This is a genomic window from Chitinophaga vietnamensis (assembly GCF_902167635.1).
GTDB classification, from domain to species: domain Bacteria; phylum Bacteroidota; class Bacteroidia; order Chitinophagales; family Chitinophagaceae; genus Chitinophaga; species Chitinophaga vietnamensis.
In genome coordinates this window covers 948,718-964,817 of record NZ_CABHMS010000002.1, presented here as the reverse complement: position 1 = coordinate 964,817, position 16,100 = coordinate 948,718, and the positions used below count along the sequence as shown (strand labels likewise).

At 50.4% G+C, this 16,100-nt stretch carries 13 protein-coding genes and 1 riboswitch; of the genes, 1 reads left to right on the top strand and 12 read right to left on the bottom strand.

Features of this window, described 5'->3' with window-relative positions; genetic code table 11:
• Positions 1 to 2: 2 nt before the first annotated feature.
• From FPG75_RS07995 to FPG75_RS07965, 7 genes are all read right to left on the bottom strand, one after another.
• Entirely contained in the window at positions 3 to 3,635 is a 3,633-nt protein-coding gene (locus FPG75_RS07995) for a SusC/RagA family TonB-linked outer membrane protein (RefSeq protein ID WP_143306235.1), read from the bottom strand.
• 402 nt (positions 3,636 to 4,037) lie between these two features.
• The gene (locus FPG75_RS07990; protein ID WP_143306234.1) at positions 4,038 to 5,030 is read right to left on the bottom strand and encodes a FecR family protein; all 993 of its coding nucleotides are present in this window, start codon (positions 5,028 to 5,030) and stop codon (positions 4,038 to 4,040) included.
• A gap of 105 nt (positions 5,031 to 5,135) precedes the next feature.
• The gene (locus FPG75_RS07985) at positions 5,136 to 5,726 is read right to left on the bottom strand and encodes an RNA polymerase sigma factor (protein WP_143306233.1); all 591 of its coding nucleotides are present in this window, start codon (positions 5,724 to 5,726) and stop codon (positions 5,136 to 5,138) included.
• Between the two features lie 248 nt (positions 5,727 to 5,974).
• Complete coding sequence (locus tag FPG75_RS07980) at positions 5,975 to 6,274, bottom strand: hypothetical protein (protein WP_143306232.1); 300 nt, start codon at positions 6,272 to 6,274, stop codon at positions 5,975 to 5,977.
• 189 nt (positions 6,275 to 6,463) lie between these two features.
• Complete coding sequence (locus FPG75_RS07975) at positions 6,464 to 6,976, bottom strand: cupin domain-containing protein (protein ID WP_201747910.1); 513 nt, start codon at positions 6,974 to 6,976, stop codon at positions 6,464 to 6,466.
• A gap of 78 nt (positions 6,977 to 7,054) precedes the next feature.
• On the bottom strand, positions 7,055 to 7,624 hold the full coding sequence (locus FPG75_RS07970; protein WP_143306230.1) for a Crp/Fnr family transcriptional regulator: 570 nt from the start codon (positions 7,622 to 7,624) through the stop codon (positions 7,055 to 7,057).
• A 134-nt stretch (positions 7,625 to 7,758) separates the two neighbouring features.
• A complete protein-coding gene (locus FPG75_RS07965; RefSeq protein ID WP_143306229.1) occupies positions 7,759 to 8,196 on the bottom strand; it encodes an SRPBCC family protein in 438 nt (145 codons plus the stop codon).
• 189 nt (positions 8,197 to 8,385) lie between these two features.
• On the opposite strand from FPG75_RS07965, the gene FPG75_RS07960 reads away from it, so the two are divergent.
• On the top strand, positions 8,386 to 9,915 hold the full coding sequence (locus tag FPG75_RS07960; protein ID WP_143306228.1) for an eCIS core domain-containing protein: 1,530 nt from the start codon (positions 8,386 to 8,388) through the stop codon (positions 9,913 to 9,915).
• 5 nt (positions 9,916 to 9,920) lie between these two features.
• Here the strand turns inward: FPG75_RS07960 and FPG75_RS07955 are convergent, their stop codons facing one another.
• From FPG75_RS07955 to FPG75_RS07935, 5 genes are all read right to left on the bottom strand, one after another.
• Positions 9,921 to 10,484, bottom strand: a complete 564-nt coding sequence (locus FPG75_RS07955) for a pentapeptide repeat-containing protein (RefSeq protein WP_201747909.1) — start codon at positions 10,482 to 10,484, stop codon at positions 9,921 to 9,923.
• 171 nt (positions 10,485 to 10,655) lie between these two features.
• On the bottom strand, positions 10,656 to 11,825 hold the full coding sequence (locus FPG75_RS07950; RefSeq protein ID WP_143306226.1) for a PKD domain-containing protein: 1,170 nt from the start codon (positions 11,823 to 11,825) through the stop codon (positions 10,656 to 10,658).
• Positions 11,826 to 11,847: 22 nt separating this feature from the next.
• The gene (locus FPG75_RS07945; protein ID WP_143306225.1) at positions 11,848 to 12,990 is read right to left on the bottom strand and encodes a YncE family protein; all 1,143 of its coding nucleotides are present in this window, start codon (positions 12,988 to 12,990) and stop codon (positions 11,848 to 11,850) included.
• Between the two features lie 11 nt (positions 12,991 to 13,001).
• On the bottom strand, positions 13,002 to 15,005 hold the full coding sequence (locus tag FPG75_RS07940; RefSeq protein ID WP_201747908.1) for a TonB-dependent receptor: 2,004 nt from the start codon (positions 15,003 to 15,005) through the stop codon (positions 13,002 to 13,004).
• Positions 15,006 to 15,125: 120 nt separating this feature from the next.
• Positions 15,126 to 15,327: riboswitch (cobalamin riboswitch) on the bottom strand.
• 23 nt (positions 15,328 to 15,350) lie between these two features.
• Positions 15,351 to 16,031 carry a porin family protein gene (locus tag FPG75_RS07935; RefSeq protein ID WP_143306224.1) on the bottom strand — a complete coding sequence of 227 codons (681 nt, stop codon included), beginning with the start codon at positions 16,029 to 16,031 and terminating at the stop codon, positions 15,351 to 15,353.
• Positions 16,032 to 16,100: the final 69 nt, after the last annotated feature.

Sequence of the window (16,100 nt, the reverse complement as noted above, 5' to 3'; positions counted from 1 at the left end):
GTTTAAATACCTACTCTGATGGAAAGGGTGAATTGTTTCTGAATGGGCTGCGCCACGCCGCCTGCATTGAAAAATTCCGGGTCCTGCCCTTGCAGCTTCTTGTCTGCATAGATCAGCCAGGGATTGATCGCCGCGCCTGTGATGGTCACATTATTCAGGTTGGCCCTGCGCGTAAGCGCGGGCGGCAGCTGCCAGGTGAGCGATACCGTTTTGAGCCGGATGAAATCACCTTTGGCTACTCGTTCCGTAGAGTAGTTGTAATTGTTATAAGGATAAGCGCCCCGCATGAGCTGCTGCTCATAAGCGTCGAGGATGGAAGGCACGGACGTATATTTTTCATCTCCCGGCATCATCCACCTGTCGTAAAATTCTTTGGGCATCGCATCGAGATCGGAGTAACCTGTTTTAAAGGCAGGATACAAGCGGATCTTGTTGCCCCACTGGTAGGTAAAAAATATATTCAGCGAAAATGCTTTATAACGGAAGGTGTTGGAGAAACCGCCGGTAACAGGCGGATCAACGGGGCCTTCGTAAACAAGATGACTGGTATTTAATCCTTGCAGAAATACATCCGGGCTGGTAGCGCCATCCTGGTTGATGAAGAGCGGCGCGCCGTTCTTGGCATCCAGGCCTTTGTATTGCAAGGAAAAAAGGCTGTGCACCGGATAGCCTTCTTTGTTGCCGCCTTCGGCCACCACGAGGTCAAAGATGCCGGGAATGTTACGGGCATTGGTGATGCGGTTAGTGTTGTAACCGAAGGTGATATTGCTTTTCCAGCCCCAGTGTTTTTTTCTCACCGGATCGCCGCCGATCATCAGCTCTGCGCCATGCGATTCCATATCTGCATAGTTGGCTGCTTTGTACATCTCTCCGCCAATACCGGATGTTTTGATGAGGGAGATGAGGTCAAAGCTGCGGCGGTGATATACGTCTGCCGCGAAGTTGAGCCGGCCGTTGAAGAAACCGCCATCTACGCCGATATTAGCCGTGTAGAGCTTCTCCCAGGTGAGGTCATCATTTTGCAGATGCGCCAGCCGGATCACCGATTCTACTTCCGATAAGTGCGGCCTGTTGGTATTAACGGTTTGAAATACAATATTGGAATTGGTGGCAGGGCCCATGCTGGCGGTGAGGCCATAGCTGGCGCGCAGCGTGAGGTAATCCATGGCGCGGCATTTCGCCAGGAATGGCTCCTGGTCTATGTTCCAGGAGGCGGCCACGCTCCAGGTCGGCAGCCAGCGTGCGCGTTTCGATTGCCCCATTCTGTTGGAGCCATCATAGCGCGCGGTAGTGGTGATATTGTATTTGTTGTTGTATGCATAAGTGCCGGTGGCATAGAAGGCGGCAAAGCGGTCGTAATCGCGGCCCATGCCATAGTAAGGGAAATTGCTTTCGATCGTTTGTTTCAGGATGCGATAGTCTACGAATGGCGCGCCGCCGTTATCGTACTGGTAGCCATAGCCCGTGCTGGATGCGTTTTGGCGGTCGGCCGCTTTCACCTGCTGGCCTATCAGCACATTGAGATGATGTTTAACAGCAAACGTATCGCTATAGTGCAGGCCATTGCGGAAGTCGTAGTTGATGAGCTGATCTTCGGTGCGGTTATAAAATCCGCCGGCGGGCAGCACTACTATGGGCGGCGCGTCGGGGTTGGCCGGATCGCGGTAGAGGAATTTATTATGTGCCGCGATGGTGGCGTTGCCGGCAGCGCGATAGGCATTGGCCATGTTGGCGTATTCGGTGATCTGATGTTCGCGGGACGACTTCACATACCTGATGGCGCCGGTGAACTCGTAACGCAGGTGGCGCGTGAGTTTCCAGGCGAGGTCGCCTTGCAGGCGGAGGTCCATCATATTCAGGTCGAGGTAGTTATTCTTCAGCTCATTGATGATATTGAAGGGCGCATAATTTCTTCTGAAATACTCAAGCTGGCCCTGTGTGTCGTAGGCTGTTAAAGTGCGGCTGGTGTTCAATGAATAGCTGAAGGGGTTGATGTCGAAGTCGCGGTCGTACTGTCCTTCCACAGGGTTGCTGCTCCGTGTGAGGGCGCCGGGCGCGCGTTGCTGGCGTACGGAGGCAAGGGCGGAGAAGCCCGTGCTAAGGCGGTCCGAGAGCCGGTAGGTGTTGCGGTAGTTGAGGGTATAGCGGCTTACTTTATCGGCCAGCGTCCAGCCGTTGTCGCTATAGAAGCTGGTAGAAAAGTAGGACTGCGAACGATCTGTTCCGCTGGAGATGCTCAGCGAATGTTCCTGTACGAAATTGTTGCGAAAGAGCAATCCGAACCAGTCGGTGTTGGCGTTGGCATAGCGCAGCAGGAAGGCTTTGCGGGAATCGGGATCGTTGCGTACGGGGAAGTTGCCGTTCTCGTCGCCGTTGAGCAGTTCGTATAATTTGCCGAAAACGCCGATATCGCCCCGGGAGAGGATATCGGAGGTGAGGATGCCTTTGCGTTCGAGCTCCGCCAGCACAGACATTTGCTGGGCGGAGTTCATGATATTGAAGTTGCGATAATCGGGTTTCAGCTGTGTGCTGAAGTTACCGCTGTAGGCAATAACGGGCTTGCCTATACGCCCTTTACGGGTGGTGATCACCACTACGCCGTTCATGGCGCGGGCGCCGTACAGGGCGGTGGCGGCGGCGTCTTTGAGAATATCGAAGCTCTCGATATCGTTCGCGTTGAGGCCGGCCACAGCGGAGCCCAGCAAGGTGGTGGGATCACCGGAGGAGAGCTGGTCGTTGGAGATGTTGACCACATCTTCGAGCACCACGCCATCCACTACCCACAAGGGCTTGTTATCGCCGTTGATGGAAGTGGCGCCGCGTATCCTCACTTTGGGCGCTGCGCCGAAGGTGCTGGATACGTTCTGTATCGCTACGCCGGCTACGCGGCCTTCCAGCATGCGGCTTACATCGGTGAGGCCTTCCATCTTCACTTCTTCTCCTTTGAGGCGGGTGGCCGCACCGGAAAATTTGCTCTTGTCGATGTTCTGGAAACCGGTGATCACCACTTCCTGCAGGCGGGTGGGTTTTTCACGGAGGATCACGTTGAGGATGCCGCTCCGGAATTGTGAGGAACTGATCTCTTCCATCCTGTAACCGGTGAAATTGAATACCAGTACGGCATCGGGGGCGATGCGCTTCAGTTCAAATTCGCCTTTGGCATTGGTAGTGGTGCCGCGGGAAGAGCCTTTCACGATCACGGTTACGCCGGGCAGCGGTTCTTTTTTCTCGGTGGTCACTGTTCCTTTGATGTCCAGGATGTGGGGATGGTGCTGTTTTAGTGTATTCGTTACCGTTAGTGATGATTTGTGACTGTTATCCTGTTTGATCACGATACGGTTGTACATCACACTAAAGGAGAGCGAATAGGGCGTGAGCAGCTTGCTGAGCAGGTCGCCTACTTTTTCGTTATGGGCGTTGATGCTCACTTTGTTGACCGTAAGGGCTTCATTGCTGGTATAAACGAACGATACTTCTGCAAGGTTACCGATCTTCTCCAGGGCGTCTTTCAACAGCACATCATGCAATTGCAGGGTGATCTTTTTATCCAGCGCATCCTGCGTGCCGGCCTGCGCTTGCACGGATGCCAGCAGCAGCAGGAAGACGTAGACATAGTAACGGGTTGTTCTGGACATAAATAAATGTTATGGGTTCGGTACCGGAAATAGGAGTCCCGTTCCGGTTCCAGGGCGGAACCGGGCAACAGAAGGCCGGCTGCGGTGCAGCATGGGTCTTCAGGGCAATAAAAACAGCAGCAGGATTAACCTGAAAGGAATATAGTTGTTGTCATCATAAGTCGTTTAGTTCGGTTGATATAAAAACGGATAAATGCTTTGTTTGAAACAATACTGGCAATAGGTAGCCCTGCTGGCTGATACAGGTATCTGGCCATGCATGAGAAAACCGGGCATGAAAAACCTTGCAAATAAAGTCAGCAGGATAGTTCCGGTAATACTACATACGCTACGGTTGTGTTGTCTGCTGCAATACAAGGATCTCCGGCATTGCAGGGATGGTTAACAGATAATTCTGGTTGACTACTGGCAGTTGCCACCTACTATCGTATAGCCGTTTCCTTTAGATTCCTCTTCGATCCTGGCATTTAACGTTACGGCAATCAATGTTAACACTTTATTTAAATCATCGTTCGTACTAAAATCTCCGTAAAACCCGCACTGGCCTGTTTTAGCAGACACCTTTACCGGTACGTTGTAATACCGCTGGAGGTCGTTGAGCACCTGCGCTACGGGTTGGCCTTTGTAGATGAACCTGCCATTGCGGCGTTGTTCGAAAAAGCGTGCATCGTCGGTACCATCCAGCAATTGCAGCTGTTGTGATCCGGGATGAAGCACCACCCCTTTGTTGGCGGTGAGCACCAGCGGATGTTGCGATGCGCTGGTATTCACCTGTACCATTCCTGATACCACCACTACCCTGGCGGCTTTCCCGTCGCGCACTTCCATATTGAAGGAAGTACCTAATACGGTGGTATTGATCAGGGCAGACGAGATCACGAAAGGATGTGAGGCATCGCTCTTCACATCAAAAAAGGCTTCGCCGCTGAGCGTGATCCTGCGGGAGGCTTTCCCGAAATTCTCCGGGTAGCTGATGCTGGAGCCTTTCTCCAGGAATACCAGCGAGCCATCGGGCAGCGCTACTTTTTTCCTTTCGCTCACCGTGTGGATGGCGAGCTGCTTCACCTGCCGGTGTGCCACCAGGTACCAGGCCGTGCTCAGCACGATCACAGCCACGGCGGCTGCCGCTATGCGGCGATATATATTGAATGTTCCTCTAAATGCTTTCCTGCCAATGCCCGCACGCCGGTGGATCTGGCTCAGCAAGCGCTCAGACAGGCGCCTGTCCAGCTGCTCCTGCATCCCTTCAAGGTCCGACCGGAAATCTTCCCGGGCCACGGATTCCAGGTCCGACAGGTCCTCGCCATCGAGATAAGCCCGCATCCAGTCCTGCTCCGTTGCAGACCATTTTTCCTGATGTAACAGTTGCCTGAGATATGCTTTTGTGTTATACACTATCGCGATGGTTTATTGTAAATACGCTTAGGTGTAAAAAATGGGTGGGTGGGTTTTCATCTTTTTTAATAAAAATTTCATATTAATTTAATCATAATACGAATTTCAACCACCGTCATGATAGTTCAGGAAAAACAACAGTAACAAAATATACCGGTGATCTCCGTTTCGTTGCATATAATCATTGAGCATAGACATCGCGGCAGATAAATGTTCTTTTACGGTATTGCGGGAAATATTCAGTTCATGGGCTACCTCATCATAGGTTTTACCTTCCAGCTTACAACGGGTAACAATCGTTCGTTTCTTTGGAGACAGCTGTTCGATCGCTTTTACGAGCAGGTTATATTGTTCTTCATTCATCCGGGGATTAGCCGGCGGGTCGTCTGTTTCAAGGGAGAGGAAGCTGCGATGCAGCTCTTGTTCCCGCAGCTTTTTTCGTACATACGTGACCGATAGGTTAAAGCTGATCACGAAAAGCCAGCCACTGACAGACTGGTCTGACCGGATCCCTCCGCGCTTCTCCCACAGGCGCGCAAATACCTCTTGCAGTATATCTTCCGTAACAACAGCATCCTTCACAAACTTGAATATGTTGCGGTACACCGCCTGATGATATTTCCAGTACAGGCTATCAAAGGCATTTACATCGTTATTTTGCAACCGTACAACCAGTTCAGCATCGTTTATATTCATATCGCTTCTTTTATATAAATCATACCGTGGAATATAATTTATATTATATGGCTAGAACAAGCCGGGTTTCCCATTTACAATGGCTGTGTTTTCAGAGGTATAAATTAGTAACAAATATTATTATTTAATAATTAAATTCGTATTATTTATAATTCTTAATTATTATATACATAGATAGAACCAAGTAAGTAAAAAAAGTGATGCCCCTCCACGCTTCGTGGAGGGGCATCACCCGGCAAATTACCGCCCTAGCGCCGCTGTTGAGCCACCAGCCATGATTTCAGGGTCTGCCGTTCTTCTTCAGACAGCTTCACCTCATCGCCCAGCGGCATGCGGCCTTTCACAAACACTTCTTCATAAATTGCCGGCGCATGGCGCATCATATTGTTACGGTTAAACACCCGGAAAGGGTTCATCTTTACATGGCAGCTATTGCATTTTGTTTTCAGGATATTGAAAGCCTTTTCTTTGGCGTCGTGATCATTATCATTGGCGAAAGCCGCTACAGCAAAGGCCATCAGTATGGAGAGCGCGATAAAGTGTTTCATAGCTTGTATTGATTTGAAACAAAAGTACCGCGGCTCCTACCGGGAAAATAGAATAAAACCGACAACGCGAAGATTGTCGGCTCAGGATTATTTGATTGAAAGGATTAGCAGGAAGATCAACGAGGTTCCAGCCCTTGAAGCGCTCGAAGCGCTTCAAGGGCTATCTTCGCGAAGATCTTTGATTACTTATTAGTCCTTCGCTCCCGGTACCATATTATTGAGATCAACCGGGAAGCTGTCGTACTTGTTGTACAGCTTCAGGAATTTGGAAGGATCTACCGGCTGTTCGCTGAAAATGTCTACCAGTCCGCGGAAGAAGCCTTCTCTTTTCTCTGAGGGGTTGAAGATGAGCGTGAGCACTACTTCTTCATCGCTATCGTTGGCAAAGCCATGCGGCGTAAAGCGCGGCACATACACTACTGATCCGGGCTGCAGGTAATGGGTATCATCGCCGGCATATACCGTGAGCGTACCTTTATTGGCAATAAACGTTTCATCCATAAAGCGGTGATAATGCAATTTGGCGCCCACCGTATGCGGCGGCAACACGATCTCATACACGCCCAGCCGGCTATTGGACATTTCGCTGGTTACCTTGAAAGTAAAGGATATACCGCCCACGCCTATACGTTCTCCGGCGCCGGGCTGATGGATAGTAGCGTTATTGGCGAGTTGATCTTCCAGGTAATCTATCTGTTTCATAATATTTAAATTTTATGAAGACAAAATTCCGGCAAGCCAGCACGAAAAACATTTACAAATGTTGATACTTCAAAAAAATTATAGTTCAGCGCGGATACGGCTCAATTGCGTGGGAGTAATACCAAGATAGGAAGCGATCTCGTGTTGTTTCAAGCGATGTTCCAATGCGGGGAATTGCGCCAGGAATGCGGCATAGCGGCTTTTAGCGGTATCATAGCGCAGGGATATTTCCTGTGGTTCTTTTTCTATCACCCAATGTATTTCGAGGTAGCGGATATATAGCGCCGCCATATCAGGATAGATGGTGGTCAGCTTTTTAAATTCATCAAAATGATATTCCAGCACGGTGGTATTTTCCAATGCCTTAATCGTAAACTGGCTGGGGCTTTTGGTGAGCATGGCACTCACAGATGCGGCGAAAAATGTTTCCGGGAAAAACCTTTTGATCACCACATCGCCATTCGGGGCCGTATAGTATTGTGAGAACAATCCCTTCACCACATAAGCCACCATCCGCGGCACCTGCCCTTCTGCCACCAGCGTTTCATGCCGTTTGTAGATACGCTCTGTAATAATCCCTTCCCACGCCTGCCGGCTCTCCGCCGACAGCGGATGATAACGCGCTGCCTTATCCCAGAAGTTACTCATGAAGTAAAACTAAGAAGGATTTACGAATTTATTGATTTACGGATTTATTGATTTGATTGAAGCGGAGATGGCGGCATTGCTCCTCTCCGCTTCAATCAAATCAATAAATCCCTAAATCAATAAATCCCTAAATTCTATTGCTCTGCCAGCTCCTTTATTTTTTGCAAGGCCTTGGGCCAGGTATCTTCGAAATAAGACAGGTAATCCTGTGCGATATCCATCTGCACCTCCAGCGTTGTTTGTCCGTTTTTTTCGCGCAGTGTATAGTTTTCCAGGGAGCCGTTCCATTCCTGCGCGTCTGCACTTTCATAATTTTCCACGCCATTGGTTACGGTGCCGAGATGGCGGATAGACATATATTCTCCAGGGATGCTTTCTGCTACTTCGGCTACCATGCCGCTGTCTGTACTGTCCACGAAATGTATCTTGCTGCCTTTCTTCCAGTCTGTTTTTGCACAAGAGCCTTCATAGAAGATAGCCGCCCACTGGCGGTAGCTGTCATCTGTCCAGAGTACGTCCCACACCTTGTTGCGCGGGGCATTGATGAGAATAGAGAATTGTTTGTTGGGCATGACATGTAGTTTTATAGGTTAATGATACAAAATTGCCGCATACTACCATAAAATATACGGGGAAATCATGACAACATAGGGCGCTGATCATGCCAGCATTTGTTTGAAAATCCATCAATTTTTGCTACCTTGGATAAACGTAACCCCATCATAGTATACCCCAATTGTTGACATTTTGAATTGAAACAAATGCAAACGCTTATCAGAAAAACTGAAAGAGCTGAAACACCTGCCACAGAGGCCGCCCCACATGCCAGCACCGGACAAATCATGCAGATGCCCGAACAGCCAATAATACAACGCAAATGCGCGCATTGCCAGGAGGAAGAGGAACAGATCCATTTGCGGCCTTCCGATCCTTTTATTCAAAGGAAAGAACAGGCTGTCAGCGACAGCACCACTGCCGCCATCAACAGCAGCCGGGGCGGCGGAAATGAGCTGCCCGCCAATACCAGGCGCTTTATGGAAAATGGCATGCAGGCGGATTTCTCCCAGGTACGCATCCATCATGATGCGGAGGCGGCAGCGCTCTCGCGCGACTTACAGGCACAGGCCTTTACAGTTGGCAATGACATCTATTTCAACGAAGGGAAATATGAGCCGGAAACAGCCAGTGGCAAGCATCTCCTGGCACATGAACTCGCACATACCTTGCAACAGTCCGGCGGCGCCGCCAGAAAGGTGCAAAGGTTTATCGATGAGCCACAACTGGCTGCCACACCGGCCGCAGACATCATGCGGGATGATAATTATATCGATAACAATATCAAAAGCCTTACCTACTGGGCCGGCGAACAGGCCACCATCCACTATAACGACGGCACCGACCTGTTAATAGGCCTGGTACCCGATTGGGTGAAGCCGCCATTGGAAGGCATCGACTACCATACCGTAAGGAGCGAACATGCGCAGATGGTCCCCGAACCAGGGCAAACCGGCAGTGTTGACTTTGTGCCTAACGTGAGGAAGATCAAACCCGCGCCAGGCATGAGCGCGCAGGACGTGATCCAGTTTGCGCGGCAGCGGGCCACCTTCCATGTGGATGCTGCCAGTCGCCGTATCATGCCCACCATCATCAACAGCGTTACGGCGCCCATCCTCTGCGAAACCTTGCGCACGGCGGAGGTAGAGTGGATCAAACAATTTGATGCCGTAGCCAAAGGAATGGTGCAGATACTGGAAAAACTGAAGACGATCATTATCCTGAGAGGCTTCCTGCCTTCCGGCGCGCCCGGCACGCTGGGCACGGGCGGCGGTAGCGGCACCCTTGGCAGGGGTGCAGGCCGTATCGGCAGCGGTGCAGGCGCCGCCACCGTAGACGCTGTAAGCGCCAGGGCCATACCCAAACTGTTACAGTTCTTCACAAAACTGATCGCCAATCCTGGCGTGGAAGACAGCATCGCAGTGGAAGGCGTTAATTTCGGCGGCGTCAAAGCCACCGTGGAAGGCACCACCCTGCGCATCACACGCTTATCTATTGAAAACACATTGCGGGGTACGGCGCAAGGCAAAGGCCTGGGCCGGCTGATGGCGGCAGCCTTTGAACAGGCTGCCATACAGGCTGCGCGACAGGCGGGCCTCTCCGCCGCAAGGGTTAGCGTTAGCACCGTTGTGAATGCAGCATGGGGCACCTATCTGCAATCTATCGGCTATGAAATAGAAATAGTAGCAACACAAACCGGGTTCACAAAACTATGGACCAAAGTGCTGACGCTGTAATTGCTTTAGTCAACAACTTTGATCTGGTACTGCGTTAGCAGCCCCGGCAAACCAAATACAGAGAAGCAGGCTTTTGCCATTTTATTATTATTGGGATCTATCACGAAATTCACGGCCGTACTGAAGTCTGTGGCACTAAGATTGGTTTGTGCAAAGTTCGCCGCCGCCAGGTCACAGGAACGGAATACGGCGCCCGAAAGATCCGTTTCCATAAAATTTACTTCTTTCAATGATGATCCGGCAAAGATCGTTTTCGGCATTTTCTTGCTGGCAAAAGAGGAATAATCCAATACACAATTATCGAAGGCCACACCGAAGAGAAAATCATTGCAGGTATTGAAATGAATGCCGATCATCTTACAATCCTTGAACTGTGCATTGTTCAGCGTAGTGCCCTTCATCTTCATCATCGTCAGGTTACAGCCTTCGAATGTACAGTCAATAAATTTACAGGCAACAAAATCGCTGTCTGAAAAATCGCATCGTACAAATTGGCAGTTTTCATATTCTTCTTCCGAAAAGGATTGAGCGGAGAAGGAAGCAGAGTCGAATGTTTGATCGAGATACATGAAGATGAAATTACGGATTTATGGGGAGATATTCATGCCGAAGGCCTTGAAGCGCTTTGAGCGCTTCAAGGCCTTCTAACCGCAGTTATGCTACATTAGTAATAATGTGGAACGCATTAAGGCTACCGCCCTTGAAGCGCTCAAAGCGCTTCAAGGGCTTTCTTTGTTTAATTACAAATTCAAATCCTGCACTCCCGCTACTTCTGTAGATATCTCCCCTAACCAGCCGCCTTCTGCGCGTACGCCGGTATATACTCTGATGAAATCTACGCCTTTCAGTTTTACCGGCTGCCCGTTCTTGTCTACCGCCCAGCTGATCTTGATCCTGGCCTTATCATCGTTATTGGCCCAGTTGTCGGCATAGCCGAAAAGCACGGCCGTGCTCACAAAATAGCTGCCATTACCGGATTGGTCTTTCACGTTTTCAGCAGAGAGACGCGTGCCGGTGAAAGTAATGCTATCGCCCTTCCACTGCGGATAGTAAGGCTGGCTATGAAAAACGTTGCGCGACAGATACCCTTTATTTCCCTGGTTATCTTTCCAGCGGATATAGCTGGTATCAGAGAAGTAAGGATACTTATCGCTGGTTTCAGGCGTTTTATTTTCGTTGGGTTTGTAGTAAGTGATCTGGTAGTTCCTGATCGTACCGGGTTTGCCATGTTCAGAGCCGGCGATCTCATACCATTCATCATCGGGCAAGCCATTGCCATTGGCATCGTAAGATACCTGGATGATACCGGGTTCCGACCAATTGGTGAAGGCATTGCCTTTTACCGTGAAGCTGAAGCTGTCGGCTACATTGCGGATGGTATGATCGAAGCCCATCACTACATAACCGCCGAAGCCGCCGAGGTGGATAATGCCATCGTGCACCAGCGTGCTGTCAGCACGTTTGATCATGGCCGCTTCATTGTCGCCGGAATTCCAGCTTGGCATCTCATGCACGAACTGTCCGGGTGCGGGCTGGTAATCGAATACTTTCGCAACGCCGTTACGATAGGTTTTAGCGCCTACATTCACCACTACTTCCTGTTTGCTGGAACCCGCGCTGTTAGCGGCGGTGAACACCAGCGTGTAAGTACCTGCTTTCGGGAATACCTCTGCCAGGTTTTGTGTGAGCGCCAGGGTATCATTGCCCATCGTCCAGTAGAATTGCGCTTTGTCGGCGTTCTTTACTACGGGATTGATACGCAGCCATTGCAGCTGGTCTACGCTGAAACCGCCGCCGGGCACGGTGATGCTCACTTCCGGTTTAGCAACCCCGGGGGTGTCGTCGTGCTTGGAACAGCTGGCGAATGCTGTTCCCATCAACATCATCACGAGTAAATGTCTCTGCTTCATATTTTATTTTTTGTGTTGATAATTACCTGGGGAGAAATGCAATGTGTGCGGGGATATCGCCGGTGGTCACCGACCATTTCTTCTTACCGCCTTTATCAAAGCAGTAAAGGGTTCCGGGCGATACGTAATCTTTGGCGTCTGTTACATAAATATCTTTTGTAACAGGATTCACTGCGAGGCCATAAGGCATTTTGATCTGCAGCTCGGTACCATCGGTAATGAAGTTATTGTTGATCGCTGTTTCTGTTTTTACGTTGATCATGGAATAGGTCACTTTCCAGTCGCTGGTCTGGTAGCTGAATGCAGAGCCATAGATATAAGCGGTGTCGCCGGAGATGCAGATATCGCTGGCGGGTACGCCGAAACGCTTTTTCACAGCGTCTGTGCGGGTATCTATCGCAAAGATATCGGGCTGTATTTTGAAGTAGTCGCCGCGGGAGCTCACATATAAATCGCCATAGCTGTCGGCCTTCAGGTGATGCAGGTTCACGGCCACATTGATCTTTTTGATCTCTTTGAAAGTACCAAGATCGATCACGGAAATGGTGCTGTCGTACTTGGGTACGAGATAGCCGCCGGAATTGGCTACATATAGTTTGTTGCCTGCGATAGCCATTTCTTCCGGCTGGTAGCCTACGGTGGTGCTGCGGGTGATCTGGAGGGTGGCGGTATCCACTTCCGCTACCACGCCGATGGGCGCATTGGGATCGATCTTTACCGGTCCGGCATAAGAACTGATATAGGCTTTACCGTTAGCAAAGGTGATGTAACGGCAGTTGGGAATATCTATCTGTGTAATCCTTTTGGCGGTGGCGGCATCCATCACTTCTACCTTGTTGGATACATTGATCACCGCATACAGTTTGCCGCCATACACTTGTATATCATTGCCCACATCGCCCAATTCCTTTACCACATTAGGGTTGACGGTAGCATAGATATTTTTCCGGTAGATGCCGGTGGTATAGTCGAAGAAGTCGATAGACGCTTTGTTGCTGCCCATGTTCGCTTCATTGAGCAGGTAGAAGCCGCGGATACTGTTATTCACCGGCGGCTGCAAGGGCGTTTCCACCGGCGCCACGATGGCATCTTCCTTACGGCAGCTATGCAACAGTAAGGCGGCCAGGGGCAGCATCCAACAGTAACGCATAAACGATTTTCTCATACACATAATTTTCAGATATTGATAGTGAAGATGAACTTGTAGTTCCTGCCGGGCATCGGGTAATTCAGCACGACATCGTAATATTGATTGAACAGATTATTGACCTGAGCGCAGAGGCGTATGGCGGTTTTACGCCATTGCAGTTGCCGCCCCAAAGCGATATCGCTGGTGTACCAGGGCTGCACATAATTTTCCGGTATATTGGCTTTGCCGTTATACCGCTCGCCAGTGTAGATCAGGCTGTAATTCGCGTCCCACTTGCCATACAGCGCCCCGAGGATGAAGGAACCGCTATGCCAGGGGATGTATAATATCTGGTCGCCATAATAGCTGCTTTTAGGGTCTGTAAAATCCTGTGCGTGCTGGTACGTATAAGTGAGGCGTGTGTTCAATGTTACAGCATTGGCGATCTGCCAGGCGGCAGCGGCTTTCACATCTACCCCTCTGATCTCTACCTTGCCGAGGTTCATCATCGTCCAGCGGAACTGGCTCACCGTGGGCATCGCCACGATCTTGTCGGTAACATGGTTGTAATAAGCGTCGGTTTCTATGTTCAGCTGCTGCAATATTTTGCCGGTGAAAGTTTTGTTCCAGGACAGGCCCAGGTCGTATTGCGTAGTAAATTCAGGGTTGAGATAAGCATTGCCGATCTCTGAATAATAGAGATCATTAAATGTGGGCATGCGGAAGATGCGCTTGTAGAAAGCCTTCAGGCGCCAGGCGGGGCCGAAAGGCTGCCATGACACAAATACGGCTGGCGTAAGCTGTTGCTGTGAAGGCGCGCCCACTTTGCGTTGCACGTCTTCATTCACCACCGTACCGAGCAAACTGGCCATGGCGCTGAACTTCGTAAGATTGATAGCAGTAGCGGCGGCTACCAGCGTGGTATAACGGCGGGGATAGGCAAAGTTCACCAGGTCGGCATCGAGGCGGTTCCATTGGAAATCGGCCGACAGCCCCACATTCCACCAGGAGGTGATGGTGAACTGATTAGCGGCAGAGCAATAAACTTCCTGCTGCCGGTAGTGGTTATCTACGTATAATGCGGTGGAATCGGGAGCGAGATATCTCGTATAGTCGTTAGCGTATTTTGCATTCAGCAACAGGCTGTAATGTTTGCTGATATCCTTGCGGAAGCTCGACTGCACGAAGATGTCGCGGTCCCACTGCCGGTCCACATGCCCGAAAACCCCGTTCACTACAAATCCCGGGAGGCCGTGTTCGGCATTATAAAAATACGCTTTGCCGCTCCATTCGCCGCCGTTGATCACGCCGTTGAGGCCTGCTTCCACGCGCACGGCGTTGACGTCGCCATTCAGCCGGATGGCGGTAGTATCGTAGCCATTTTTTTTGCTATAGCGGAATTTATAGCGCCCGTTGGCATTTACCCATTCGGTGCTGAGCGTGGCGGATACCTTTTTGCTGATGCGTTGCTGCCACAACAAAGAGGGGTTGAAAAGCCCGAAGGAGCCGGTTTTCAGGGTACCTCTCAGGTGCGTGCGGACGCCCTCTTCGAAATGCGGTTTCAGGGAGCTGAGGTAGATGGCGCTGGCAGCGGCGAAATCGCGCGCGGGCTGGAACACATTACTCTTCTGGCCATTGTACAGCGTGATGGACTCCATATTATCGAGTGAGAATTTCCCGAGATCTATTTGTCCGTTCTGCGCGTTGCCGAGCTGGATGCCATCGTAGAATACGCCCGTGTGACTGGTGCCCATGCCACGTACATCCACGGTTTTGAGGCCGCCGATACCGCCATAATCTTTTACCTGCACACCGGAGAAAAAACGGATGGCATCAGCTACCGACTGGCTGCCGAGTCTTTGTAAAGTGGCGCCCTGAAGCTGTTGTCCCGGCATCACCTCACGGGCGCTGCGGGGCGCCGTTACCGACACTTCGCGCAGGTGTGTGAGCTGCAGGCTGTCTTGCTGCTGCGCCTGTGCAGTGGCGGCCAATAGCAACAAGCCGCTGACCTTTTTTATAAACGAATATCCCCGTTCATGGAAACGCATCATGCTAACCGGTTTGATAAAATATCAACGGCCTTCGTTTCAGGAAAGATCAATATGAAATAATAAGTATGCAGGGCATGCCTGCCATATGATTATTTCCAAGCTTCATTCCACGAAAGCTTCGAAAACCAACATGCATGGCAGGTATTCTGACTTATCTCTGCGACAGGCGGCCTTCCCATTGAAAACCAACAGTGGCCTGTATGAGGGCCTGTGCATTTGCGAGACTTACAGCAGCGGGACTGTCCGGGATTTGCACCCGAGTTCCCTTTTAATCACCGGCATCCGGGATGGACGCCAGCGAACCATTGCGCGGCAAAGATATAGTAATAATCGGGGATTTTGTTATCATTTCTTTCTGCGGAGCAGATAAGCGGCGCTTACGCCGAGGTAGCGGTTCTTCTCTGTATATATGTCGGAGTAAGTAATATTGGTCAGTCCCAGGCTGTAATTGACACTGAAGACCCATTCACTGTGCAGCTCATAGCCTGCTATGAAATTAGCGCCGGCATCGAAAGGCCGGTAGTGAGGCGCTACATCGTTGGCATCTGTTTGTTTGCTGAACTTGATATGTTCCTCAATCCTGCGCCCGCTGCTGGTTTTGGCTTTGATCATTCCTTCTACACCGAAAGCCAGATATGGCCCCATCCCTGCGAAAAATTTGTTTGATCCGGCTTTCAGCTTGTACAACACATTTATTGGCAGCTCAATATAACCCAGTCTGGTCGTGTAACTCACTGTTCCGCCACCGTCAAGCGTGGTGATTCCATTTCCCTTATAGCCTTTCCGGCTATATAACAGGTCCGGATGCATTGACCAATTAGCCGACAAAGGAATATCTACCGTGAAGCCTGCATGAAAAGTAGAAAGCACATCGTAGCGTTCCCGCACCCGTGGTGCATCTGCCATCGGCTTGAAGAAAGAACGGATGTTGGAAAGCGTATAGCCACCTTTAATGCCAAAATCAAACTGGGCAAGGGTTACAAGATGACAGGCCAGCAGCGGCAATAACAACATTATTTTTTTCATATAGTGGTACAGGTTAGATATAAAGATAGTGCAATAACAGGGAGATGATCCACCAAAAGATGATGCTTC

What these genes read in the sequence shown, in the direction of transcription:
- FPG75_RS07955 (WP_201747909.1), bottom strand. Translation starts at nt 10,484, where the DNA reads ATGTATCTCGATCAAACATTCGACTCTGCTTCCTTCTCCGCTCAATCC.
- FPG75_RS07980 (WP_143306232.1), bottom strand. Translation starts at nt 6,274, where the DNA reads ATGAAACACTTTATCGCGCTCTCCATACTGATGGCCTTTGCTGTAGCG.
- FPG75_RS07940 (WP_201747908.1), bottom strand. Translation starts at nt 15,005, where the DNA reads ATGATGCGTTTCCATGAACGGGGATATTCGTTTATAAAAAAGGTCAGC.
- FPG75_RS07950 (WP_143306226.1), bottom strand. Translation starts at nt 11,825, where the DNA reads ATGAAGCAGAGACATTTACTCGTGATGATGTTGATGGGAACAGCATTC.
- FPG75_RS07985 (WP_143306233.1), bottom strand. Translation starts at nt 5,726, where the DNA reads ATGAATATAAACGATGCTGAACTGGTTGTACGGTTGCAAAATAACGAT.
- FPG75_RS07935 (WP_143306224.1), bottom strand. Translation starts at nt 16,031, where the DNA reads ATGAAAAAAATAATGTTGTTATTGCCGCTGCTGGCCTGTCATCTTGTA.
- FPG75_RS07965 (WP_143306229.1), bottom strand. Translation starts at nt 8,196, where the DNA reads ATGCCCAACAAACAATTCTCTATTCTCATCAATGCCCCGCGCAACAAG.
- FPG75_RS07970 (WP_143306230.1), bottom strand. Translation starts at nt 7,624, where the DNA reads ATGAGTAACTTCTGGGATAAGGCAGCGCGTTATCATCCGCTGTCGGCG.
- FPG75_RS07995 (WP_143306235.1), bottom strand. Translation starts at nt 3,635, where the DNA reads ATGTCCAGAACAACCCGTTACTATGTCTACGTCTTCCTGCTGCTGCTG.
- FPG75_RS07975 (WP_201747910.1), bottom strand. Translation starts at nt 6,976, where the DNA reads ATGAAACAGATAGATTACCTGGAAGATCAACTCGCCAATAACGCTACT.
- FPG75_RS07960 (WP_143306228.1), top strand. Translation starts at nt 8,386, where the DNA reads ATGCAAACGCTTATCAGAAAAACTGAAAGAGCTGAAACACCTGCCACA.
- FPG75_RS07945 (WP_143306225.1), bottom strand. Translation starts at nt 12,990, where the DNA reads ATGAGAAAATCGTTTATGCGTTACTGTTGGATGCTGCCCCTGGCCGCC.